Source organism: Cytobacillus firmus, assembly GCF_023715565.1.
Taxonomy (GTDB): domain Bacteria; phylum Bacillota; class Bacilli; order Bacillales; family Cytobacillaceae; genus Cytobacillus; species Cytobacillus firmus_C.
The window spans coordinates 39,482-59,690 of sequence record NZ_JAMBOJ010000017.1 but is presented as its reverse complement, the minus strand read 5'-3'; the positions used below and the strand labels follow the sequence as shown (position 1 = coordinate 59,690).

General features: G+C 42.7%; 28 protein-coding genes. 24 read left to right on the top strand and 4 right to left on the bottom strand.

The window, feature by feature from the left end; all coding sequences use genetic code 11:
* Nucleotides 1–119 precede the first annotated feature (119 nt).
* On the top strand, nt 120–281 hold the full coding sequence (locus M3205_RS08990; RefSeq protein WP_166672519.1) for a hypothetical protein: 162 nt from the start codon (nt 120–122) through the stop codon (nt 279–281).
* On the top strand, nt 281–433 hold the full coding sequence (locus tag M3205_RS08985) for a hypothetical protein (protein ID WP_251169579.1): 153 nt from the start codon (nt 281–283) through the stop codon (nt 431–433). The genes M3205_RS08990 and M3205_RS08985 overlap by 1 nt, the downstream gene beginning before the upstream one ends.
* A 32-nt stretch (nt 434–465) precedes the next feature.
* Here the strand turns inward: M3205_RS08985 and M3205_RS08980 are convergent, their stop codons facing one another.
* On the bottom strand, nt 466–2,211 hold the full coding sequence (locus M3205_RS08980) for a B12-binding domain-containing radical SAM protein (RefSeq protein ID WP_251169578.1): 1,746 nt from the start codon (nt 2,209–2,211) through the stop codon (nt 466–468).
* 204 nt (nt 2,212–2,415) lie between these two features.
* On the opposite strand from M3205_RS08980, the gene M3205_RS08975 reads away from it, so the two are divergent.
* The 9 genes from M3205_RS08975 (at nt 2,416) to M3205_RS08935 (ending at nt 11,020) form a co-directional block, all read left to right on the top strand.
* Nucleotides 2,416–3,132 carry a (Fe-S)-binding protein gene (locus M3205_RS08975; protein ID WP_251169577.1) on the top strand — a complete coding sequence of 239 codons (717 nt, stop codon included), beginning with the start codon at nt 2,416–2,418 and terminating at the stop codon, nt 3,130–3,132.
* A gap of 38 nt (nt 3,133–3,170) precedes the next feature.
* A complete protein-coding gene (locus M3205_RS08970; protein WP_251169576.1) occupies nt 3,171–4,601 on the top strand; it encodes a LutB/LldF family L-lactate oxidation iron-sulfur protein in 1,431 nt (476 codons plus the stop codon).
* Entirely contained in the window at nt 4,598–5,317 is a 720-nt protein-coding gene (locus tag M3205_RS08965; RefSeq protein ID WP_251169575.1) for a LutC/YkgG family protein, read from the top strand. The genes M3205_RS08970 and M3205_RS08965 overlap by 4 nt, the downstream gene beginning before the upstream one ends.
* A gap of 818 nt (nt 5,318–6,135) precedes the next feature.
* Complete coding sequence (locus M3205_RS08960; protein WP_251169574.1) at nt 6,136–6,912, top strand: class I SAM-dependent methyltransferase; 777 nt, start codon at nt 6,136–6,138, stop codon at nt 6,910–6,912.
* Between the two features lie 1,090 nt (nt 6,913–8,002).
* Nucleotides 8,003–8,602 (top strand): hypothetical protein, encoded by a 600-nt coding sequence (locus tag M3205_RS08955; protein WP_251169573.1) that lies wholly within the window; start codon nt 8,003–8,005, stop codon nt 8,600–8,602.
* Between the two features lie 88 nt (nt 8,603–8,690).
* Nucleotides 8,691–8,921 (top strand): helix-turn-helix transcriptional regulator, encoded by a 231-nt coding sequence (locus tag M3205_RS08950; RefSeq protein WP_251169572.1) that lies wholly within the window; start codon nt 8,691–8,693, stop codon nt 8,919–8,921.
* A gap of 158 nt (nt 8,922–9,079) precedes the next feature.
* Nucleotides 9,080–9,268 (top strand): hypothetical protein, encoded by a 189-nt coding sequence (locus M3205_RS08945; RefSeq protein ID WP_251169571.1) that lies wholly within the window; start codon nt 9,080–9,082, stop codon nt 9,266–9,268.
* On the top strand, nt 9,265–10,389 hold the full coding sequence (locus tag M3205_RS08940; protein ID WP_251169570.1) for an FtsK/SpoIIIE domain-containing protein: 1,125 nt from the start codon (nt 9,265–9,267) through the stop codon (nt 10,387–10,389). Before M3205_RS08945 ends, M3205_RS08940 begins: the two co-directional genes overlap by 4 nt.
* Nucleotides 10,379–11,020, top strand: a complete 642-nt coding sequence (locus M3205_RS08935) for a hypothetical protein (protein WP_251169569.1) — start codon at nt 10,379–10,381, stop codon at nt 11,018–11,020. The genes M3205_RS08940 and M3205_RS08935 overlap by 11 nt, the downstream gene beginning before the upstream one ends.
* Before the next feature lie 15 nt (nt 11,021–11,035).
* On the opposite strand, the gene M3205_RS08930 is transcribed toward M3205_RS08935, so the two are convergent.
* Entirely contained in the window at nt 11,036–11,254 is a 219-nt protein-coding gene (locus tag M3205_RS08930) for a helix-turn-helix domain-containing protein (RefSeq protein WP_251169568.1), read from the bottom strand.
* 139 nt (nt 11,255–11,393) lie between these two features.
* Here M3205_RS08930 and M3205_RS08925 point away from each other — a divergent pair, with 139 nt between their 5' ends.
* From M3205_RS08925 to M3205_RS08865, 13 genes are all read left to right on the top strand, one after another.
* On the top strand, nt 11,394–11,642 hold the full coding sequence (locus tag M3205_RS08925) for a hypothetical protein (RefSeq protein ID WP_251169567.1): 249 nt from the start codon (nt 11,394–11,396) through the stop codon (nt 11,640–11,642).
* Between the two features lie 160 nt (nt 11,643–11,802).
* A complete protein-coding gene (locus M3205_RS08920) occupies nt 11,803–12,159 on the top strand; it encodes a hypothetical protein (protein WP_251169566.1) in 357 nt (118 codons plus the stop codon).
* Between the two features lie 542 nt (nt 12,160–12,701).
* Nucleotides 12,702–13,082, top strand: a complete 381-nt coding sequence (locus M3205_RS08915; protein ID WP_251169565.1) for a hypothetical protein — start codon at nt 12,702–12,704, stop codon at nt 13,080–13,082.
* Between the two features lie 205 nt (nt 13,083–13,287).
* Complete coding sequence (locus M3205_RS08910; protein ID WP_251169564.1) at nt 13,288–14,067, top strand: hypothetical protein; 780 nt, start codon at nt 13,288–13,290, stop codon at nt 14,065–14,067.
* A 72-nt stretch (nt 14,068–14,139) separates the two neighbouring features.
* The gene (locus M3205_RS08905) at nt 14,140–14,367 is read left to right on the top strand and encodes a helix-turn-helix transcriptional regulator (RefSeq protein ID WP_251169563.1); all 228 of its coding nucleotides are present in this window, start codon (nt 14,140–14,142) and stop codon (nt 14,365–14,367) included.
* A 270-nt stretch (nt 14,368–14,637) separates the two neighbouring features.
* The gene (locus M3205_RS08900; protein ID WP_251169562.1) at nt 14,638–14,979 is read left to right on the top strand and encodes a hypothetical protein; all 342 of its coding nucleotides are present in this window, start codon (nt 14,638–14,640) and stop codon (nt 14,977–14,979) included.
* A gap of 106 nt (nt 14,980–15,085) precedes the next feature.
* Nucleotides 15,086–15,322: a hypothetical protein gene (locus M3205_RS08895; protein ID WP_251169561.1), complete on the top strand. Its 237-nt coding sequence runs from the start codon at nt 15,086–15,088 to the stop codon at nt 15,320–15,322.
* Nucleotides 15,300–15,875, top strand: coding sequence for a hypothetical protein (locus M3205_RS08890; RefSeq protein ID WP_251169560.1), 576 nt, complete (start codon nt 15,300–15,302; stop codon nt 15,873–15,875). The genes M3205_RS08895 and M3205_RS08890 overlap by 23 nt, the downstream gene beginning before the upstream one ends.
* A complete protein-coding gene (locus M3205_RS08885; protein ID WP_251169559.1) occupies nt 15,872–16,075 on the top strand; it encodes a hypothetical protein in 204 nt (67 codons plus the stop codon). Before M3205_RS08890 ends, M3205_RS08885 begins: the two co-directional genes overlap by 4 nt.
* Nucleotides 16,075–16,752 (top strand): hypothetical protein, encoded by a 678-nt coding sequence (locus tag M3205_RS08880; RefSeq protein WP_251169558.1) that lies wholly within the window; start codon nt 16,075–16,077, stop codon nt 16,750–16,752. The genes M3205_RS08885 and M3205_RS08880 overlap by 1 nt, the downstream gene beginning before the upstream one ends.
* Nucleotides 16,752–16,940, top strand: coding sequence for a hypothetical protein (locus tag M3205_RS08875; protein ID WP_251169557.1), 189 nt, complete (start codon nt 16,752–16,754; stop codon nt 16,938–16,940). Before M3205_RS08880 ends, M3205_RS08875 begins: the two co-directional genes overlap by 1 nt.
* A gap of 51 nt (nt 16,941–16,991) precedes the next feature.
* The gene (locus M3205_RS08870) at nt 16,992–17,312 is read left to right on the top strand and encodes a hypothetical protein (protein ID WP_251169556.1); all 321 of its coding nucleotides are present in this window, start codon (nt 16,992–16,994) and stop codon (nt 17,310–17,312) included.
* Nucleotides 17,313–17,370: 58 nt separating this feature from the next.
* Entirely contained in the window at nt 17,371–17,670 is a 300-nt protein-coding gene (locus M3205_RS08865; protein WP_251169555.1) for a hypothetical protein, read from the top strand.
* A gap of 353 nt (nt 17,671–18,023) precedes the next feature.
* On the opposite strand, the gene M3205_RS08860 is transcribed toward M3205_RS08865, so the two are convergent.
* Nucleotides 18,024–18,668 carry a hypothetical protein gene (locus M3205_RS08860; RefSeq protein ID WP_251169554.1) on the bottom strand — a complete coding sequence of 215 codons (645 nt, stop codon included), beginning with the start codon at nt 18,666–18,668 and terminating at the stop codon, nt 18,024–18,026.
* A gap of 412 nt (nt 18,669–19,080) precedes the next feature.
* On the bottom strand, nt 19,081–20,118 hold the full coding sequence (locus M3205_RS08855; RefSeq protein WP_251169553.1) for a tyrosine-type recombinase/integrase: 1,038 nt from the start codon (nt 20,116–20,118) through the stop codon (nt 19,081–19,083).
* Nucleotides 20,119–20,209: the final 91 nt, after the last annotated feature.

Here is a 20,209-nt window from a genome sequence, read left to right as displayed (position 1 = left end):
GAATGCAAAATAAGGAAGACGTAGTGAGGAATGAAACCGTTTATTTTACTAAAAATAAACCTGTGTTAAAACATGAAGATTAATTTAACACGAAGAAATTTTCTCAGGAGGAGATTGGGATGGCAAAGCGAAAAGCTGAGTATAATGCTGTTGAAAAATATAGCAAAACGCCTAAGAAGAATCTTCAGGAATCTGAATTTTCCGCAGAATTCAGCCAGGGAGAAAATCCGATGAAAATGGCTAACCGCAACTCTAAGCACGGGAGAGAGGGAAGAGCTTAGTGGATCAAAATAAACCACGAAAAACAGGGCGGAAAGACGCAGCCAATGTTGAATTCGGCATGGAGTTTGGTGATTTAAATGCCGGAAAATTTTACGAGCTGCCTTTTATGAACCGGGATAAAGATAAAAAGAAAGATCGGGATAAATGCTAAAAAACCGGCAGTTTATTCTGCCGGTTTTTTCATTATTGCAAAGAACCCGAAAAGATAGAGACTGTTTCAGAGCCTGAATCGAAATAGGCAAGAAGAACAGAGTCTTTCTTTTCAATTATTCCCTCGTTAATATACCTTTCGATATCAAAAGATAATCTTTCACTTAAGGTATGTTTGTATATTTCTTTCTCATTCAGCTGAAGGCTTAAGAAGCCTTCTCCCAGTTGATTTGGGTTTTCGAGCAGAGACTGGTAAAGCTTTGATCTTTCGGATTTCTCAAAGCTTGGCTGCCACCACGGTTTCCTAGGCTTATATTTTTGTTTTGAAATATAGTCAAACTTCATTAGTCCTTCGGCTATATCCAGATCGTCAATCTCTTTTGTTTGCAGAAATTCAAACAGGCGTTTGAATAAATCCTCAAGCTGATGCCCGATTCGGGACCAGCCTTTTTGCTCCCAATAGCTGCCGAACTCCTGGAAGAAATCGAAGGGAGTCGGAAATATTTTTGTAACCAAATATTCAACAGTTGCATCCATTCTATGGTCATTCCAATATTTCTCTAGCACATCTTCGACCTGTTTTATGCGAATAATGTCATCGAAGGACAGAACATTATTTCCTAATATTTCGTATGGTGAATGATCCATATAAATATATTGATGATCTTCTGCTCTTAAGCGAAGTCCGGTGCCTCTCAACATTTTTAAGAAGCCGAGCTGGAGCTCTTCCGGCCGCATGGCAAATACATCATTAAATGTTCTTTTGAATGAATTATAATCTTCCTCAGGCAGGCCGGCTATTAAGTCGAGATGCTGATCGATTTTTCCTCCATCCTTTACCATGGTGACTGTTCGGCAAAGCTTGTCAAAATTCTGCTTCCTCATGACCAATTCATTTGTATAGTCGTTTGTCGACTGTACGCCAATTTCAAATCGGAATAACCCTTGTGGTGCTTCATTATTCAGAAACTCAATTACCTCAGGTCTCATGATATCTGCAGTGATTTCAAATTGAAAGACAGTTCCCGGCAGATGTTCATCTATTAAGAACTGGAACATTTCCAATGCATAGCTGCGGCTAATGTTGAATGTGCGGTCAACAAATTTAAGGGTTTTTGCACCATTCTTCATTAAATATCGGATATCGTCCTTGATTTTTTCCCTGTCAAAGTAACGCACACCTACTTCAATGGAAGAAAGGCAAAATTGGCAGCTGAATGGACATCCCCGGCTGGTTTCTATATAAGTGACCCGCTTTGAAAGGTGAGGAATATCTTCTTCAAAGCGGAACGGTGAAGGCAGGTCGCGCAAATCCAGTTTATTCCGCTGAGGATTGATGCGAACCTTGTCATTTTCTCTGAAAGCAAGACCATGAACATTTTCCATATTCATGCTGCTGTTCAACTCCGTCAGCAGTTGTTTGAAGGTTTCCTCACCTTCCCCGATGACAATGTAATCAAATTCATTTACATTCTTCATCCAATCTGCAACATCATATGTCACTTCTGGTCCCCCCACTACAATATGAATGGAGGAATCTATCTTTTTAATCATCTTAATGACCTTGATTGTCTCTTCGATATTCCAAATATAACAGCTGAATCCGATCACATCAGGTTTTTTGCGGATCAGGTCTGTAACAATATTCATTATTGGATCTTTAATAGTATATTCTGCTAATTCCACATCGAAATCAGGCTGAGCATATGCTTTTAAATAGCGGATCGCTATATTTGTATGAATATATTTAGCGTTAAGCGTACTGGCGATAACTTTCATTTATTTCTGAACTCCCTTTTTAGCAACTTAAACATCATATAATTGTATCATATTTTAGACTAAAAAAAAGGAAGTAAAACATTGACATATGTTTTAGAAGATATACTATACTAATTATTATAATATTTATAAAAATACAACAATTTGCATTATAACTATAGTAAGATAGTAGAAAATAAAATATTTAGCTGGGAGAGGGAATGGATGAAGGTAAGTCTTTTTGCAACATGTCTGGTAGATATGTTTCAGGGAAATGCAGGCAAAGCAGCAGTTGAACTGCTCGAGCGGCTGGGGTGTGAAATAGATTTCCCGGAAGCACAGGTCTGCTGCGGCCAGCCTGCCTACAACAGCGGCTATGTGAAGGAATCGAAGGAGGCCATGAAAAGGATGATCACGGCCTTTGAACATGCAGAATATGTTGTTTCCCCTTCCGGATCATGCGCCTATATGTTTCATGAGTATCCGCATGTTTTTAAAGGGGACCCTGTGTGGGAGCCCAAGGCAAAAAAGCTTGCAGAAAAAACTTACGAACTTACTCAATTTATCGTTGAAGTTCTCAACGTGGACGATGTCGGGGCTAAGTTTAATGGAAAGGCGACCTATCATACATCCTGCCATATGACCCGGCTCCTTGGAGTGAAAGAAGCTCCCATGAGACTATTGAAGAATGTGAAGGGCCTAGAATTTGAAGAGCTTCCAGGCAAAGAGCAATGCTGCGGTTTTGGTGGTACTTTCTCCGTGAAAATGGCTCAAATATCGGAACAGATGGTAGATGAAAAGGTTGGACATATAGAGGAGACTGAAGCAGAAATTCTTATTGGAGCTGATGCGGGGTGTCTGATGAATATTGGAGGCAGGATTGGAAGGCAGGGAAAACCTATAAGGGTTATGCATATTGCTGAAGTGTTGAATTGCCGCTGAGAAATTAATGGACATGCTTTGTTACAGGAGGAATAGTTATGGCTATGAAAATAGGAACAAACGACTTTAAAGATCGTGTAGATTCCGGAATAAACAATTCCTTTATGAGAGGTGCAGTGTCGGGTGCACAGGAAAGGCTTCAGACCAGAAGGCTTGATGCAGCCGCAGAACTTGGGAATTGGGAAGATTGGCGTTCGCTATCAGAAGAAATTCGCCAGCATGTACTTGAGAATCTTGATTTTTACTTATACCAACTCAGCGAAAATGTAAGTAAAAGGGGAGGGCACGTTTACTTTGCTGAAACTGCGGAAGAAGCCTCTGCCTATATACGGGAAGTAGTTGAAAAGAAGAATGCAAGAAAAGTGGTTAAATCAAAATCAATGGTAACGGAAGAGATCCACTTAAATGCTGTATTGGAAGAGGCCGGATGCCAGGTCATTGAAACAGATTTGGGAGAGTACATTCTTCAGGTGGATGACCATGACCCCCCATCACATATAGTGGCACCTGCCCTTCATAAGAATAAAGAGCAGATTCGGGATGTATTTGCAGAAAAACTAAGCTATCAGAATACAGAAAAGCCGGAAGAGCTTGCATGGCATGCGAGAGAAATGCTTCGACACGAATACTTAACCGCCGATGTTGGCATTACGGGCTGCAATTTCGCTGTTGCGGAAACCGGTTCAATCACATTAGTGACGAATGAAGGAAATGCAGATCTTGTCACAGCCTTGCCTAAGACTCAAATTACGGTAATGGGCATGGAAAGGCTGGTCCCAACTTACGAGGAAATGGAAGTGCTGGTCAGCATGCTGACCAGGAGCGCGGTTGGGCAAAAGCTAACGAGTTATATTACTGTTTTGACTGGTCCCAAAGAAGAACTTGATGTTGATGGACCAGAGGAATTCCACCTCGTCATTGTGGACAATGGGCGCTCATCGATATTAGGAGGGGAGTTTCAATCCATTCTGCAATGTATCCGCTGCGCTGCTTGTGTGAATGTTTGTCCCGTATACAGGCATGTTGGAGGCCATTCCTACGGATCAATTTACTCAGGCCCTATCGGAGCCGTTCTGTCACCACTTTTAGGCGGCTATGATGATTATAAGGAATTACCTTATGCATCAACCCTTTGCGGGGCCTGTACAGAAGCTTGTCCAGTCAAAATCCCTCTTCATGAGCTGCTTCACAAACATCGGCAGATAATTGTCGAAAAAGAAGGAAGGGCTCCCATATCGGAAAAGATGACCATGAAGGCTTTTGGACTGGGGGCAGCTTCACCTTCCCTTTATAAACTGGGTTCTAAGCTGGCACCGGCAGCCATGAATCCATTTACAGCAGGCGACAAAATTACGAAGGGACCCGGGCCTTTAAAAGCATGGACAGAAATCAGGGATTTTCCGGCTCCTAATAAAGAAAGATTTCGCGATTGGTTCAAAAACCGACCAAAAGGAGGCGGACAGCAGTGAACGGAACTATTCAGAATCGGGACGCTTTTTTAAATAAAATTGCAGGCAGGCTGGGCAGGGAGAAGAGAGTTTCCGGAGTGGAAAGGCCAAAATGGAGCTATAATCCACAGGATTCCATCTTTAAAGAAGCAAATGCAGAGGAACTTCTTGAAGCTTTAAAAACACAGTGCACGAAAATACACACTGATCTCCTGGTAACAAAAGCCGCCAATTTGCAGCAAACTCTTAAAGCGATTGTAGCCCAGTACGGAGGCGGTCCAGTTGTGACCTGGAAGGATGACCGTTATAGACAGTTTGGACTTACGCAGCTATTTGAGGAAATTTGGCCAAAAGAGAACGTGGAAATATATGAGTGGGATCATTCTGCTGGAGGAAGTAATATTGATTACGCAGAACGAGCTAACATCGGCATCACCATCAGTGAAATTACTCTGGCTGAATCCGGAACAGCAGTCCTGTTCAGCAGCAGAGATCATGGGCGGTCAGTCAGCTTTCTGCCTGCTGCTTCCATTATTCTTATTCCGAAAAGCACCCTGGTTCCACGCATGACACAGGCTGCAAGAATCATCAGGGAAAGAGTAAGCAAAGGGGAGCTGGCTCCCTCATGCATTAATTTCATAACCGGTCCAAGCAATTCAGCAGATATAGAGATGAACCTCGTAGTTGGCGTGCATGGACCTGTAAAAGCTGCGTATATTGTTATTGATGATTTATAATGCGTGAGACGCTGATATCAAAGGAACGAGATAAAACGCCAACCATTTTGTTGGCGTTTTTTGTAGTCCCAGGCGAGTGTAGAACTCAGAGCTTTGAGCCCAGGAGGAGTATTGCTTAAGCAGCTTTGGGGAATATGGGTTTGAAGGATGAGTTTCATCCTTGGTATTGAGATAGATACGAAAAAAATCTATCCCCCTTCTCAAATTGGATAAGGGCCATAAAAATTAGATGAAAAACTGTACGAGTATAGCCCTGTACAGCTTTTCCGCATTTTCAGAGTATAGTATTAACACAAGTTTGGAGAAGTCTTATTTAGACCAAGAAAGTGACGGGGGAAAGCTGCTTACCTGTTTTTCTCCCGGCTTTAAGATTTATTATCATCCGCTGTTCGTTTTGCCATTATCATTACCTAGTAGTCATAGATTGCAAATAAAGCCGTTAAAATGATAATTGCCGTAAAACTGTTTTCACGCGGAACTGAAAAATAATTAATGAGGAGAGCTAAACCAAAGAATAACCAGCCAATGTAATGCCATTTATAATATGAAATATCAATCTCCCCAGGTGATCATTTTATTAAGCTGGTGTGGATATAATTACATTCTACCAATTAGACGATTGAAATTTCAAAAGGTGTCACCTAAATATTTATTCTTCTTTTCGTAACTCACATAAAGTGGAGATTTATTAACCACCATAGCTGTTAATTATCATAAGCTGAACTTATAGAAAATTATAAAATTTTTAAAATTTTCTTATGACATTAAGTGAAATACAATAGGAATAGAAAATATTCCAAACAAAAGAGGGATGACCGGTGGGAATTGATTTTCATAATGAAAAAAATAGCAGAACTTATACAACCAGGAGCGCAGATCATTCATGGATTAGAGCTATAAAGGAGCTTGTGCCAATCAGCAATATTTCAATGGCATTGGATATAGGCTGTGGCGGAGGTATTTATTCCAAGGCTCTATCCGATATGGGGGTGCAATCTGTTACTGGCATCGATTTTTCCGAAACAATACTTGAAGGTGCTAGAGAAAACTGTACAGAGTATAAAAACATATCCTTTAAAAAAGGGAACGCTTTGCAGACGGGCTTAGAAAGTAACAAATATGATTTTCTTCTTGAAAGAGCACTGATTCATCATATAGATGATTTACAGCAATGCTTTAACGAGGCATTTAGATTATTAAAGGATGATGGATACTATATTGTACAGGACCGTACACCTGAAGATTGTTTATTAAAAGGAAATGAAAGTCATATTAGAGGGTATATATTTGAGCTGTTTCCAAAGTTAATAACAAAAGAAATTAACCGCAGATACGGAAGCCAAATAGTTATGGATACTCTTAAACAAGCAGGGTTCAGGAAAATTGAAGAAGTTAAATTGTGGGAAACCAGAAAAGTATATGATTGCAAAGATCAATTGCTTAATGACTTAAACAGCAGAACAGGCAGGAGTATTTTACATGATTTAGACGATAAAGAATTAACATTATTGATAAAATTTATAGATGAATCAATTTCAATTGATTATAACATAGTGGAAAAAGATAGATGGACGATTTGGAAAGCAGTGAGATAGTTGGATAGTATTACTTATGTGTAATGAATAAGGAAGATAACGATCGATAAGCTGAAAACTAGAGTTGGTTTTTTCAGAAGAAACATAAATAAAAAGCGCGAAACCTGTGATATTAATGGGTTTCGCGCTTTTCTTTTGTAGCGTCCCAGGCGAGATTCGAACTCACGACCTACAGCTTAGGAGGCTGTCCGATTTGCCTTAACGTTAATGTCATCGCATTGTCATGCGGTTATTGATCGTATATATGACCGACAGTGTCAACGTCTGTCCTACGGTGTCGATTTACTGTACCTACATACGCTATATTGCCGAAAAGTCAGCGGATTGTCAAGCGGTTACAATAGCTTACATTTTCGGATAATTATGGCGTAAAATAGCTTCCGAATATTTCCGATATTACCAGCCTCGCAGGGGTAGCGCGTGGCCTTCCGAACGCTTTGAGAACGGTGGTTTACCGGTTAATTACGATAGATTGCAGCGTTAGATTGCGTAATGTACCGGAAATCTATCAACAAACGCGTGCCGTACGTGCGACCCTTGCCAACCTCAGGGGGTTCGATACGGAAATATAGGCGGTATTTTATGCAGGATTAACCGTTCAGTCCAGCGAACACAATCGCGCTAGATCAACGTTTAGGCGTTGTGCATACGATTTGTATGTACGATAAGCTGCCGGAAGTAGTATGAATCGCATAACGGCACGCTTTCGACCTAGTTTACAGGTTACATAACGTGGATTACAAGTAGTCGTATTTTGTCGAAGTAGAATACGCTATACATCGTTATGCAGCCGGAAATAAGACCGATATTTAGGCCGGGGGGCACCTCCGAGCGAGAATCCCTCGCCTGGCATCCGAAATTTTCTTACGAAATTTTCAAACTCGGGTGGTTCCCGCAATAGGGGGGCGTAGGTCAAATCGGAGATGTTCGCCCAGGCGCATTTAAAGTCCGGATATCAAAAAATCACTTTGACGCTGCCCTGACGCAACCTAACGAAATGGCAAACGCTGGAAAATATTTATCCATAATTTGAAACTTTTGTGTTACTATTGACGTAGAGGGATATAATCTTATTTAGGGGGAGATACATATGAAAAAGTTATTAGTATTAATTGCGGTTTTATCTGCGTTAGTATTATCGGCATGCTCTGAAGACGTTGCGAAACAGGAGCTTGAGAAGAATGACGATAACAAGGCGGAAGCGAAAGTCAGCGACGATAAAAAGTCGGAGGGCAGTAAAGACGAAGAGAAATCGGAAGAGATTTGGACGTATTATGATAACGCAACCTGGTCCGATGATTACAACGGCTTGAAAATGGAAATTCAAAAGGCTGTCGTAACCGATAAAGCTCCAACACCTGAAGACGAGAATGCAAAAGCCTCAGCAGTTGGCGTTAAATTTAAAATGGAAAATACAACGGATGGAAAGTTTACATTTTATCCCGATCAAGCAAAACTTGTGACTAGCACCGGGGAACAGATTGATATGCCTGACATGTGGGTTTCAGACAGCATCGGCGGAGAAATTGATAAGGGTGTGATTAAAGAAGGTAATATAATTTGGTACCTGGAACGCGGTCATGCGGAACAAATCGAATGGATTAAGTTAGAGTTTAGCGGGCATCAAGGTCCGGAAGATGATTTTGAGTCTGAGTTAAAAGAGTATGAAATTGAGTTGAAATTAGAATAGAATCAAAGTAGAGTCTCGGTTAACGCCGGGGCTTTTTTTTAAAGGGTTTCCCGCCTGTTTGCCGAATAAATAGGCGAGGTGAATCGAAATGACTGTACGCAATAGGCTAAAGGAATACCGCCACGACAACCGCATGAACCAGACGGAGTTTGCCGCCTTTCTCGGCATAAGCCACGATCAATATAATCGCTATGAGCGCAACAAACGGCAGCCAACGCTTGAGATTGCGCTAAAGATAAGCGACAAGCTGGGCCGTCCAGTTAACGATATATTTTACGTAGAGGACAAGCTGTGTGCTACTCCGGCAGAAAATATGTAGGTACAGGCAACTTTACCGCAGTAATGACATAGGTTATAGCGTAAGTTGCATTACAGCAGTTTAGGCGCCAAAAACGCCGATGTAATGCGAAAATAAAAATCTGTTAAGGAAGGAGCGAAGCGTAAGCGGAGCGACTGACTTAAAAGGAGGATTTTAAAATGTTATTTACACCTACGTTATTACTGGCCGGAGGAGCTACGATAGTCTTGGCCGCATTAGACAAGACGCTGGAAGGCTACGGATTCGGGGCGCTTGGCACAATATTGCGGATAGCCCTGCCGATAGCCGCCTTTGCTGTCGGAATTTACTTCATTGAAACTAACGCAATTATCGGGTGGCTCCGATGAGTTGGCGCGAGTCCTGGGCGAAGCTAAAAGCCCGTAAGCAACTAATTAACGCATTTAAGTCCGGTGGCCTTTATCTAGGCGAAATAGAACGCCCTATCTATCCTAAAATACATTCCACTATTATTTCCGCAGAATCTACCGCAATTACTTTTACTCTCCCTAACGGACTTGATCCGAAGCTCCTAACGAAAAATTTCTATGTATTCCAGCAGTACTTTGGCCGCACGATTGAATTAGACGGCGATTATAAACGCTTTACGCTAAAGATATTTAACGCAACCATGCAGAAAGAGCTCCCGTATAATTTTGCAGAAATAGCGCCAGCCATTGCGCCTTATCAGCTCGGCATTATTTGCGGCAAGGACCGGAACGGCCAATATCATGCGTTTGACATACTGAAGCAGCCGCATATTCTTATTGCAGGCGAAACGGGGAGCGGCAAGTCTACGCAATTACGTTCCATCCTTACTACGCTAATAAAGTCGAAAAAGCCGAGCGAGTTGCAGTTGTATCTTGACGACTGTAAAAAATCGGAGTTTCATATTTTCCGCAAAGTCGAGCATGTGCAATGCGTTTTAAGTAGCGCCAGGGACATCGGAGATATGTTGCGGCATATAAAGAAGGAATTAGACGAGCGGAGCGACTTAACGGAAATATTCGAGGTAAGCCATGTCGATGAATTGCCGGCTGAGCATAGGCGGCCGTATATCATTGTTTGCGTGGACGAATTCGTGATGCTAAGAAAAGATTTATTTATCATGGACATGTTAACGGAAATTTTTGCGATAGGCCGGACGCTTGGAGTCTTTGCGATTCTTTCCATGCAGCGTCCGAACGCCAAGGTACTCGATACGACTATTCGCGCAAATTTGACCGTTAGCATGGGCTTTAAATTACGGGATAAAATGGAGGCACGTATCGTCAATACGCCCGGTGCTGATGAGATAGAGGAGAGCGGTCGTTTCAAGATGAACAGCGACAGGCTTTACGATTTCCAAGCGCCTTTTTTAAAGATTAATGAGGCGAAGCGGCTGCTCGATCCGTTCTATGTCGCTAAGGAAGCAAAGAAGGTCGAGCCGGAGACGATAACAGAGGAGGATGTGTTTAACGATGCTCACTAAGCGAGACAAGGCGATAATAAGCGATCTTAATAGATTCCGCGTTATGGACCGGAATAGCGTGGCGGAGCTCCATTTCGCAAACTTAAAGAATCCCATTACGGCCGCAAACACGGTGCTCCTCCGGTTATTGCGTGAAGGTCATATCCAGCGAACTACCGCAACTATTCCGTATTGCTATTACGGTCCGGAGCTTACAATCAAAAAGAACAGCGCTAAGATAGGCCACTGGCTTGCGATTCTTGACGTATATAAGGAGATGCGGAAGCAGGGACCGGTCGAAACGTTCCAGGTCGAGCCAAAGTACGGAAGCAAGGGCGTAGCTGAGCCGGACATATACGCCGTATTCCGCAAAACGCCTTTCTTTATCGAGGTGCAAAAGACGCTCTACTCCGAAAAGCAAATGGCGGATAAAATGAATCGCTATGTAGACCTTTGCCGGTCCGGTGTCATTCCGAAGCCATTTCCGCATGTATTAATCGTAAGTGAGCAGCGTTATGCAATAGACGGCTATTATCCGTTTAAAGTGTTCCAGGCGCAGACATTTTCGCAGTTTATGGAGTCGCTGAAGCCTAAGCAAGCGCCGCAGCCGGTTAAACCTCCGGAAAGTGGTATTAAAATACGTGTGCAATAAAAAAAGGCGCCTAGCTTATTGCTGGGCGTCTGTTAGTTCTAATAATTCGGATATGTCGTTAATATTTAGCGCTTCGGCTATCTTCTGCAAATGCTCCTTATTAATGGATGTTCGCTGGTTGTTATATAATTCGCTAATAGATGCAGCCCTTAAACCTGTCATTTCCGCAAGCTGTTTCTGTGTAAGATCTTTATTCTTTAAAACCTCGTCAAGTTTAACTCTTATCTTCTTCATTTACATCACGCTCCATATTAGATGTCTTTATTATAAATCATACGGTAAAATTTCGCAATTACGGAATTTTATGGTTGATATTACGAAATAACGGAATTATACTAAGGTTATAAATTACGAAATAAGGAGAGTGTATCACATGAGACAAGTAACTGTAAATTATGAATTCCAAGGCGAAGTTGGCGGCGATTATTCGGATAGAGGAGTATTCTACGCTGATCGCGGCCTGGTATTACGATGCGATCCATACGGTGAGGTTGCTATCTATCGCGCTAAACCTGCCGAGGGCGCTGACATTGTAGTCGTTTCGGAAGGTGCTGACGACTTGCTGAGCGATAATCCGGACCTGTTTATCGAGCTTGTAATGTCCGGAGGTGCTACGAAATGAGAAAAGACCCTGGCAATGGCGGATTCTTTAAAGTTTAAATAATTCAGGCGCGGCAACGCCTTATATAACGGTCTACGGCAATAGGCAAGATACTCACTCCTCGGTACCGCGGCAACGGGTAGGCATGCCGAGTTAATATTCGGAAAAGGGGAGAACGGAAATGATTACTAATATTGCGGAAGAATGTTTTTATAGATTGCAAGAATTACATGCTTATGTAAAGGAGTCGCACGAAACTTTAAATCGGTTCCAGAGCCTTTTAGATAAGCAGTTGGCACAATGCTACCACGATATCGAGCGCAGTGGGGAGTTCGATGTAGCGGAGGGACATAATTACGCTCAGAAGTTGAAAGAAATCCTGACTAACCGCCGTCTTGTAAAAGATGAACTTGCGCGTCTTTCTCCAGTTCATAACTTCTTACGCGATGAGGTAGATAAAACATCCGAGCAGTATCAGCGAGCCGTGAGAAGGTCGTATGAACTGCGTCAGGAATTGAATGTGACCGGTGACCGGTGACCTGGAACGGGTTTTTGTCGCATTTGGAATGACTAACAAAGGCTGCTAACGCAGTCTTTTTTTTGTTGTCCGAAAATGGAAGTTAGCGCGTCATATTTCATATGGGGGTGTCCGAAAATAAAGACTCATGCGGCATACTTCATAGAAGCCTGCGCGACTTTTCTTATTACCGGGACACTGCAATTATAGAGGTGTGGTAGTTTCGGTTTCCGAAATAAGTGCGCGACTTTGGCTGCTAACCGCTATTTATATATATAAGGTATTTTTTTTTCTGCGCGACTTTGTCTTCTAAAACGTCATAAGAATAAAGGGGTATTTTTCCGCGGCAATCTGTCGCGTTCACATAAAACAAAAATTAACGGAGGGGATTATTTATGAAGTACACGCAGGATCAATTGACGAAACATTTTGGCGATGAAAGAGGCTTTTCGCGTATCTCTAACACACTAACCCGGCTCTATACCCAGCTAGATGGCTTTGATGCAACCACGGTCGGCCTATACGCTTATTAGCGTTCATGGCGTAATACTTCTGACGAGCAAATGAAGGGCATCGTTTGGCATTCGCGTGAATATTTGTATGCACAGTCCGGACTCGGTCGGAAATCCTTTAATGCAAGAATCGAAGTTCTAAAGAAATACGGCCTGGTTGACGTGGTCAAGTCGCCAATGGTGCCGAATAAGGATTACTTTGTTATTCATGACCCACTCAGCCGCGACGAGTTTATTGCGAAATACCCTGACGAAGTTGAAAAGTTTTTTGAGAAAGCAGAAGCGATTGAGGCGAAAATTGCTGCTGACAGAGAAAAAAGGCAACAGATAGCACGCGAAAAATTAGCAGAAGAGATACAGCTCAGCCATTTAAGGCGGAGTGTCCAAAACGGTACTAACCATAGTGTGGACAAAACGGACATTCCTATGTGACCAAAAGGAACGTAGAGTAAGCAACTAAGATAAGTAAGCAACTTCTTATGTAAGCAATTAAAACATTGTGCCTAAACAAAAGCGTGTTTAGTCACTGCGATTAATTACGTGTATATATATTTTTCGCATGTATTTCTTCTAAAGAAGAGTAAAAAAGACAAGCCGACTGTTCCTTTTGGACAGTCGAATAAATGGAGGTAATGAAATGTATCTGACGAAGGAAGAACAAGAAAGCATATACTGGACGCATCAGTTTTTAAAATCGAATAAAGAAGCGCCGTTCTCAGTCCGCAAGTTATTGGCCGTTTACTTTCTCGAAGAGTGGAAGGAGAAGGTCGATATTTTCCGTCCGATCATGCGCCACCCTGTCACGCGGAAGAAAAGCGCAAGGTTTGTCTGCATTAGCGATATTATAACCGATTACCTGCTGGATGTTGACCAGGTCGCTGAACGCTCGGAGGAATATCCGATTGAGAACCCGGACAGGCAAGCGCGCCGAGAGAATGCGCAAAGGAGCAGCGAATTGTCGCTCGTGATGGACAGCGGAAGGCAGGATGATGATTCTTACCGGACGCCTCCGTATTCTATCGAGGAAAGGGCGCTGAATGGCCGTGATCCTATTGCGGATATATTTTTCGCAGAATGTACGGCAGAATCGCTCGAGGAACTTACCGCCTTGTTGCAGGAGGTCAAAGTCAACGAGGATTATTACGTCAATAAATATGCCGATGAATCGCCTTGGAACGCTGAGCTGCCGGATAAGAAGCGCACAATTAAGGAAGTCCGTAAGGCCATACGAGAAATTGAGATAAATAGAGTGCGCGAATGTAAAGAATGTGGCGGGGCATTTTACGCTCATGACAGGCGTCGGCATATCTGCGACATGCAGAGATATCCGGGGAGTAAAGAGTCTGCTTGCGAAGTAAAAAATCATAGAAAAAGAGCGAAAAAGCCTAATTTAGCGCAGGAAAAAGCCATTAAATAGTAGATGATAGAGCACAGGCGCGCGGTGCTTTATCTTTTTTTGAACTTTATGTAAGGAAAGGGGAGAAGACAAATGAATGCAAATAGTTTTAAAGGATTGAGATTGAAAAAGGGCATGACACAAAAAGAATATGCCGATTTACTTGGGGTTTCTGAATCGACAATCGCAGCAATAGAAACAGGTAGACGCCCAATTTCCGACCTTGTTCGTGCGCGTTTGGCCCAAAAGATAGAACTCGATGAGGATTCAATTTATTTTTTAGAGTCATTCGAAAAAGTTAAACGAATTTACCCATCTTAACAATAGCATAATTGAAAGTTGGTGTCAACGTGTATGAGGAGTTTAAATCATATGATGAGTTTTTAGGACAAATAGTGGCGTTCATTGTTGCTTGCACCTATTGGAAAATGTACGAGAAGCTAAGCCCTGAGTCGCAAGAGAAGTACGTAGAGAAACTTACGTTTTTGAGTTGCGTTGAGTTCAGCCCTAAACGCAACTATAACATCTCAAAAGATACGATCCGAGAAATAGTCCGGAACGTTCTCGAAGTGAATAGGAGGCTGGGCGAAGATGGATAAGCCGATTAAAGCGAAAGATTGCAGCAACCTTGCAAAGGAATATAACGACGAATCAAATTTGTGCCTGCTGCGGGATGCTCACTGCCATTTACTCGTAAAGCATGAACGGTATTGCTTCGATAAAAAAGACCTAGCTTGCAGTTATCTAAGTGAGTTAAACGCCAGCAAGCAGGAAGCCCGAGGTTCATCTAAGCGCTACAACGGATGCCGCGAGATATTTAAAACGAATAATTTAAGGTTGCGTTATTGCTCCGATACATGCCGCAGAATCGCTCGTAGGAAGTCCGAAAATGAAAGCAGGGCCTACGGTAGAGCGAGACGCAACAGTTTATAGAATTCGAGCCAGTCATATCAAGGCTTAAAAGAGCCAAAAGTGCCGGTCAGGTACTATCTATCTACTACCTTAAAATTTGAAACTAACTGTCAAAGGAGCGATAGGAATGCCAGGTGAAAAAGCATTTTCATATTCGATTAAAAGAGTCGGAAATCGGCCGCAGGAAGTAATGGTCTTAATAGACGGAGAATCGCCGCGTCAATTCCTCTTTGGTCCGCATGTTTCAGAGAAGTATATCGCATTTCAGTTACCGCGTTTAATAATGGATTCAAAGTTTAAAAGGAAGGTGTCATCAAATGGTGTTCGCAGACAGGCAAGGAATGATCAAAAAGTTGCTGGGTGATAAAAATTTCGAAATGATTGCTGAGATTTATGACGGTGACCGCCAGCTAATTGCTGGGCTGTTTCAGAAAAAGGAGGTCAGCATAATGTCGAAATTCGAAAATCTTCGAAGTAAGCACGAGAACTTGAGAAGGAAAAAGGTTAGCGGAGGCCATGGCTGGTCAAAGCGGATGATGAAGAAGCTTGAAATGCTCAAGGAGGCAGGGGCGGATGAGGAAGTACAGAATCGCGATTTTCAGAAGGGAAGCATTGGAGTCGAACGCCTAGCCGGTGAAGAGGTTGACTTTATAGGCTCGTATCATTTGCGAGTGGAAGAGTTTTCAAGGCGGGCTACCGTACGCTTCGTTTTAGATAAAGTTTGCGCCCAACTTAGCGACGGAGAAAAGGCGTTCCTTAAGATTGCAGACTATACTCTGCTTTCTAAAACAAGCTGGTTCTCGCATTATAAAAACCTACAAATCGAAATATGCGGAAAACGGAAACTTAAAGGTGCGAATCTATTAGCGCTGGATGCAATTTCAAGGCAGGAACATGTCGAGGAGGAAATGAAATGAAAAACCAAGTACACGAACTTATGGAAATGATGGAAGAAATGGCAAGAGTAAAGTCGGAGGTATTCGCTATCAAACTAACTGACGCCCTGGTTCTTGCCGGAGTAGAAAAAGACACCGTGCAACTTATGGAAAGAATTGCGCGCAACGATAACGATGCCATTGTAACACTAGCGGAAGCATTTAAAGGAGGAAACGTATAATGGAAATCTATCTAACTAAGGACCACCGAGAAAATAAAGCCGGCCATATTTACCGTTACGACGACAAAGACGCAAACAAATTACTCGAGGAAGGAGCCGGCGTCAGGGTGGATTTTCCCACTGTTCAAAGTTATGCGCAAAATATTGACCGCCTTGTCGCCGAATATAAGCAGAAACGCCGAGAAATTGCGGAATCAGAACGCTACAACGATAACGAATCGGAAAGGAAATTCCAACTTGCGGAATTAAAGAAGAATCTCGACGACTCCGTAAAGGCTGCTAAGGAAAATTACGCTGTTGAAATTGAAGTCCTTTATCGCCAGCATGCGGCTGAAGCATTTAATTTTAACTTCGATGAGAGCGCCAATAAATTCGTTGATTCCGTTAAGACTCAGTTTGCTATTGCCGGCGATAAGAACGCCCTGGCCGACATGTTATCCGCGAGATTAAAGAGCGCTACTACTGAAGAAAAGGCTGCGTTATCTCTTGCGCTTAATGACATAAAGGCGAACATACCGGCCGACAAGCTACCGCAAATTGAAAAGTCGCTTAAAGGAGCGGCGCCAGGCTCGGAGGCTATGCTGAAATGCGCGATTTTAAACGAGCTAAAGGCGAATCGTAATCCGGCAATTGCTTACGATCAGCTTCTAATTGTATCGCAAAGGAGCGGTAAGTAATGAGCGACTTCGAGAAGAAGGTGCAAGAACGGCTGAACAAGCCCAAAGGCGTCGATCCGTCGATGGGTAACGGTGCCAAACGATTGCCAGGCTACCAAGACCTCGGCAAGTTAGGGCGTCAGGCTTACGAGAGAGTTAAGGGGAAAACGGTAAACGATAGAGTAAAAAACATAATGGTTAAATTGTGAGCCGTGACAGGTTCGCTTTTTTAATAAAAACAAAAACAGGGGGAATTATCAATGAACACTTCTATCCAAATCAAAAAGGCATCTTATCCAAAATCAGACTTCCGCGCAGCAGGAACGGGCTTTACTTCCGTTATCCAGCACGAGGGCTACGATCAAACGATGCATACAGGTCTTCACCGCGACGGCACGCTTGCAGAGGAAATCGACAACGCTATGAAACGTTTAATCTCGAGCATGGTTCACGCTGAACAAAGCGGAGCAGCAGTAACGATTACCTTACCGGCTGGCTATACGTTATCGGCGGCATTAAAACAGCATTACGCAGATAAGTACGTGATTGAACCGGAAATCGCTTCGGTTACATTCGCTTAATCAATCCTGGCGGGCTACGGCTCGGCTGCTCGTAAGGGCGGTCGGGCTGATTTACCGCATGCTGCCTTACGTTCATTATAAGACGAATTCCCTTTGCGACAATCCTTTCGAACAGGACCCGATGAAGATTCGCTGGTTTAATCGTCGGGAACTGGCGGACGCGATTGGCGTAGATCCGGCGACGCTCGGGCGCAGGCTTTCGAAAATGACGTTTGGTGGCGAGTTTGTGATCGCCAGGATTAAGTTTAATAGTACCGTAGAAAAGTATACGTTCAATCCTAGCGTTGTATATAGGCGCGACGGCAAGCCGGACGATACGCTTCAGGCGATGTTTGCCGTGAAGTATCAAGGTCGGTAACTTCGAAAAGGTCTTCGACTTTCACGTCGAGGGCCTTGGCTATTGCGAAAACATGGGCGTCAACATGGCGGAAAAAAGGAGCGCAAAAAATAGCGCTCCGTCATGTTAAGTAATTTTAAAATAAATAGTTTAGTATTAAATTTTAATAGAGTGTACTTTTTTGTTTATAAGAGATTGCTTAAGATAACAACAAATATTCCTATCCCGGCGAACAAAGATACCACAAATTGTGTTTTTGGGAATTTTTTATTTTCTTTTTTCATTTTCTTGAAGGTAAAACCAAGAACAAGCACGAGTATTAAACCTAATATTGAGTTAATCATCACCCAATCCAAAATCCCAACTCCTTTCTGTTATTGAGGTTCCACGTTGAAGAATCCAACATAAGTTATTCCCATATAGACTCCACTTCCATAATTGTTAGCTGCAACACGTGCTGACATTAATGCAGCATACGAAGCAATGACACCTCCAGCAACACCTACTCCAGGAAACCAGATGGCCGCCACTATTCCTGCTCCTGTATAACCAGCAGCAACAGATGCCATGTCTGCAGAAAACCTATTTGCCTCACAGTCATTCATGTAACGGGATACACCCCACCAGTGATGAGCTATATCAGTACTCTTCCCTGGGCAGGAGGCAGCCATTACAGAGAAGTCACCAGATCCTTCTGCAACCACAGGCTCTAACTCAACAATTTCCAGATTACTCTTTGCTTTTAGTTTACCATTTTCAATCTCTTTGTTTAAGTCAGATAAATAATCTTCTTGCATTTTAACCAATTCTTGATCGTGGCCATCTTTTTTCGCTGAACTTGAGTCAAATTTAAACAAGCCATTCTTAACAGATATGTAAGACTCCAACGCCATAACATCTTCGAATGTGTACTCGCTAGTCTGTTTCTCCTCATCCAAACTACTTGCTTGAGTTGGAGCATACAACAGTGTTGGTAAAATTAACAATACTGCCATGAACGCTACTAAAAACTTTTTCAATTTCCTCTCTCCAATACTATTAATATATTTGTCTTACATTTCCAATTATAGATTTTTACCATAAGATTGTAAAGAAAGAAAGAAAGTAGGGCGTCTTTTTTACGTTCAGCCACCGCAGGGCAAATCCGTGTATAAAATACTATACACCTAAAAAGTGGCTTCGTCCTTACAACGCCAAGGGCTGACGGCGCTTTGACGCTAAGATTATTTCTTACTTTGTAAGAGAACGGACTGATAACGAGTGTGACCTTATTTGGACTAATTGGCGAAAAGTGTGACCTTATTTGGATTGTGGATAAGTGGGTTGGCGCTTAGAGCCGCAAGGGATACGCAGTATATATTATTATAGAAGAAACGCGGATATTATTGCGGTGGAGTTAATCGAATAAAAGCGCCCCGAAGGACGCTTAGATTAAAGTCGTATTCCATTCCGCTTCATGATTCGGCGTACAGGCGAGAATTTATTGTGTTGCTGGCGTATATGTTCGCTATCCATCTGCACATACTTTCGAGTAGTTTGAATTTCCGCATGATCGAGAATGCGCTGAAGCGTAAATAAGTCACCGCCATTTAATATATAATTTCTCGCAAAAGTATGCCGGAACATGTGCGGATGAAGGCGGTCGATATTTATTTTGCGTTTTAATCGATTCAGCCTGCGCCTGAAAGCATCGTCAGTAAAATCGTCTCCGAACGCATTCATAAATAGTTGCGAATCATCTCCGAAGTACTGCTCAGTCTCATCCGCAAGTTGTCGTAACCGTTTCGCAACCTCACGGCTTAGCGGTATTTCCCGCTGTTTTCTATTTTTCGCAATCTGTGACGGCACATAGAGCGTTAGCTGCCGGAAATCGATTTGCTCAGTCGTTAGGGAAAGCGCCTCACCTATTCGGAGGCCAGTATCGAGCAATAACAGGATTAACGTTTTATCACGCCACTGTGCGAACTGCTTATCGTCATAACTATTAAGAATCCGGTCGACCTCTTCGTCAGTCAGTCCGGGCACCTCTTGGCGTTCATCATCGCGCACCTGCGTAATATTCTCCATTGGATTAAACGCAATAATTCCCTCGTTAAATAAGAAGCGAAACATCGTCCGCAATGTCCTAATGCGAATATTAATCGTATTTACAGAAAGTTTTTTATATGTGCGTTTCCGCTGGGTATCTTCCGCATAAGGCGTTCTTTCCGTCCGTAAGTAATTTATGTAATTACGGATCGTATCTGCGTTAATGTCGTTAACATAAACGATATCAGCCGGCAGCCATTCGCTAAGGTAACGTATAACTGAACGATAGTTATTTATGGTTCCGGGCCGCACTCCTTCCGCCTCTTTTGCCCTTACGAATATTTCCAGCGCCTCTTCAATCGGTGTATTTCGGTCAACCTTAGACTTTAGGACTTGAGCGGAGGCTTTAGCGCCTCTTTCTCCGATATATTTACGTTTCATATGTTCCGTAAGTTAGTGTCACCGTATTGTCCTACGTTCACTATTTCGAGGTCCTATATACAACGAAAAAACGCCATGTCACCGTATTGTC

Bases quoted from the DNA above. Each gene is read 5' to 3' on its own strand.
- M3205_RS08990 (WP_166672519.1), top strand. From the start codon at position 120: ATGGCAAAGCGAAAAGCTGAGTATAATGCTGTTGAAAAATATAGCAAA.
- M3205_RS08980 (WP_251169578.1), bottom strand. From the start codon at position 2,211: ATGAAAGTTATCGCCAGTACGCTTAACGCTAAATATATTCATACAAAT.
- M3205_RS08975 (WP_251169577.1), top strand. From the start codon at position 2,416: ATGAAGGTAAGTCTTTTTGCAACATGTCTGGTAGATATGTTTCAGGGA.
- M3205_RS08970 (WP_251169576.1), top strand. From the start codon at position 3,171: ATGGCTATGAAAATAGGAACAAACGACTTTAAAGATCGTGTAGATTCC.
- M3205_RS08955 (WP_251169573.1), top strand. From the start codon at position 8,003: ATGAAAAAGTTATTAGTATTAATTGCGGTTTTATCTGCGTTAGTATTA.
- M3205_RS08950 (WP_251169572.1), top strand. From the start codon at position 8,691: ATGACTGTACGCAATAGGCTAAAGGAATACCGCCACGACAACCGCATG.
- M3205_RS08945 (WP_251169571.1), top strand. From the start codon at position 9,080: ATGTTATTTACACCTACGTTATTACTGGCCGGAGGAGCTACGATAGTC.
- M3205_RS08940 (WP_251169570.1), top strand. From the start codon at position 9,265: ATGAGTTGGCGCGAGTCCTGGGCGAAGCTAAAAGCCCGTAAGCAACTA.
- M3205_RS08935 (WP_251169569.1), top strand. From the start codon at position 10,379: ATGCTCACTAAGCGAGACAAGGCGATAATAAGCGATCTTAATAGATTC.
- M3205_RS08930 (WP_251169568.1), bottom strand. From the start codon at position 11,254: ATGAAGAAGATAAGAGTTAAACTTGACGAGGTTTTAAAGAATAAAGAT.
- M3205_RS08925 (WP_251169567.1), top strand. From the start codon at position 11,394: ATGAGACAAGTAACTGTAAATTATGAATTCCAAGGCGAAGTTGGCGGC.
- M3205_RS08920 (WP_251169566.1), top strand. From the start codon at position 11,803: ATGATTACTAATATTGCGGAAGAATGTTTTTATAGATTGCAAGAATTA.
- M3205_RS08915 (WP_251169565.1), top strand. From the start codon at position 12,702: ATGAAGGGCATCGTTTGGCATTCGCGTGAATATTTGTATGCACAGTCC.
- M3205_RS08910 (WP_251169564.1), top strand. From the start codon at position 13,288: ATGTATCTGACGAAGGAAGAACAAGAAAGCATATACTGGACGCATCAG.
- M3205_RS08905 (WP_251169563.1), top strand. From the start codon at position 14,140: ATGAATGCAAATAGTTTTAAAGGATTGAGATTGAAAAAGGGCATGACA.
- M3205_RS08900 (WP_251169562.1), top strand. From the start codon at position 14,638: ATGGATAAGCCGATTAAAGCGAAAGATTGCAGCAACCTTGCAAAGGAA.
- M3205_RS08895 (WP_251169561.1), top strand. From the start codon at position 15,086: ATGCCAGGTGAAAAAGCATTTTCATATTCGATTAAAAGAGTCGGAAAT.
- M3205_RS08890 (WP_251169560.1), top strand. From the start codon at position 15,300: ATGATCAAAAAGTTGCTGGGTGATAAAAATTTCGAAATGATTGCTGAG.
- M3205_RS08885 (WP_251169559.1), top strand. From the start codon at position 15,872: ATGAAAAACCAAGTACACGAACTTATGGAAATGATGGAAGAAATGGCA.
- M3205_RS08880 (WP_251169558.1), top strand. From the start codon at position 16,075: ATGGAAATCTATCTAACTAAGGACCACCGAGAAAATAAAGCCGGCCAT.
- M3205_RS08875 (WP_251169557.1), top strand. From the start codon at position 16,752: ATGAGCGACTTCGAGAAGAAGGTGCAAGAACGGCTGAACAAGCCCAAA.
- M3205_RS08870 (WP_251169556.1), top strand. From the start codon at position 16,992: ATGAACACTTCTATCCAAATCAAAAAGGCATCTTATCCAAAATCAGAC.
- M3205_RS08865 (WP_251169555.1), top strand. From the start codon at position 17,371: ATGCTGCCTTACGTTCATTATAAGACGAATTCCCTTTGCGACAATCCT.
- M3205_RS08855 (WP_251169553.1), bottom strand. From the start codon at position 20,118: ATGAAACGTAAATATATCGGAGAAAGAGGCGCTAAAGCCTCCGCTCAA.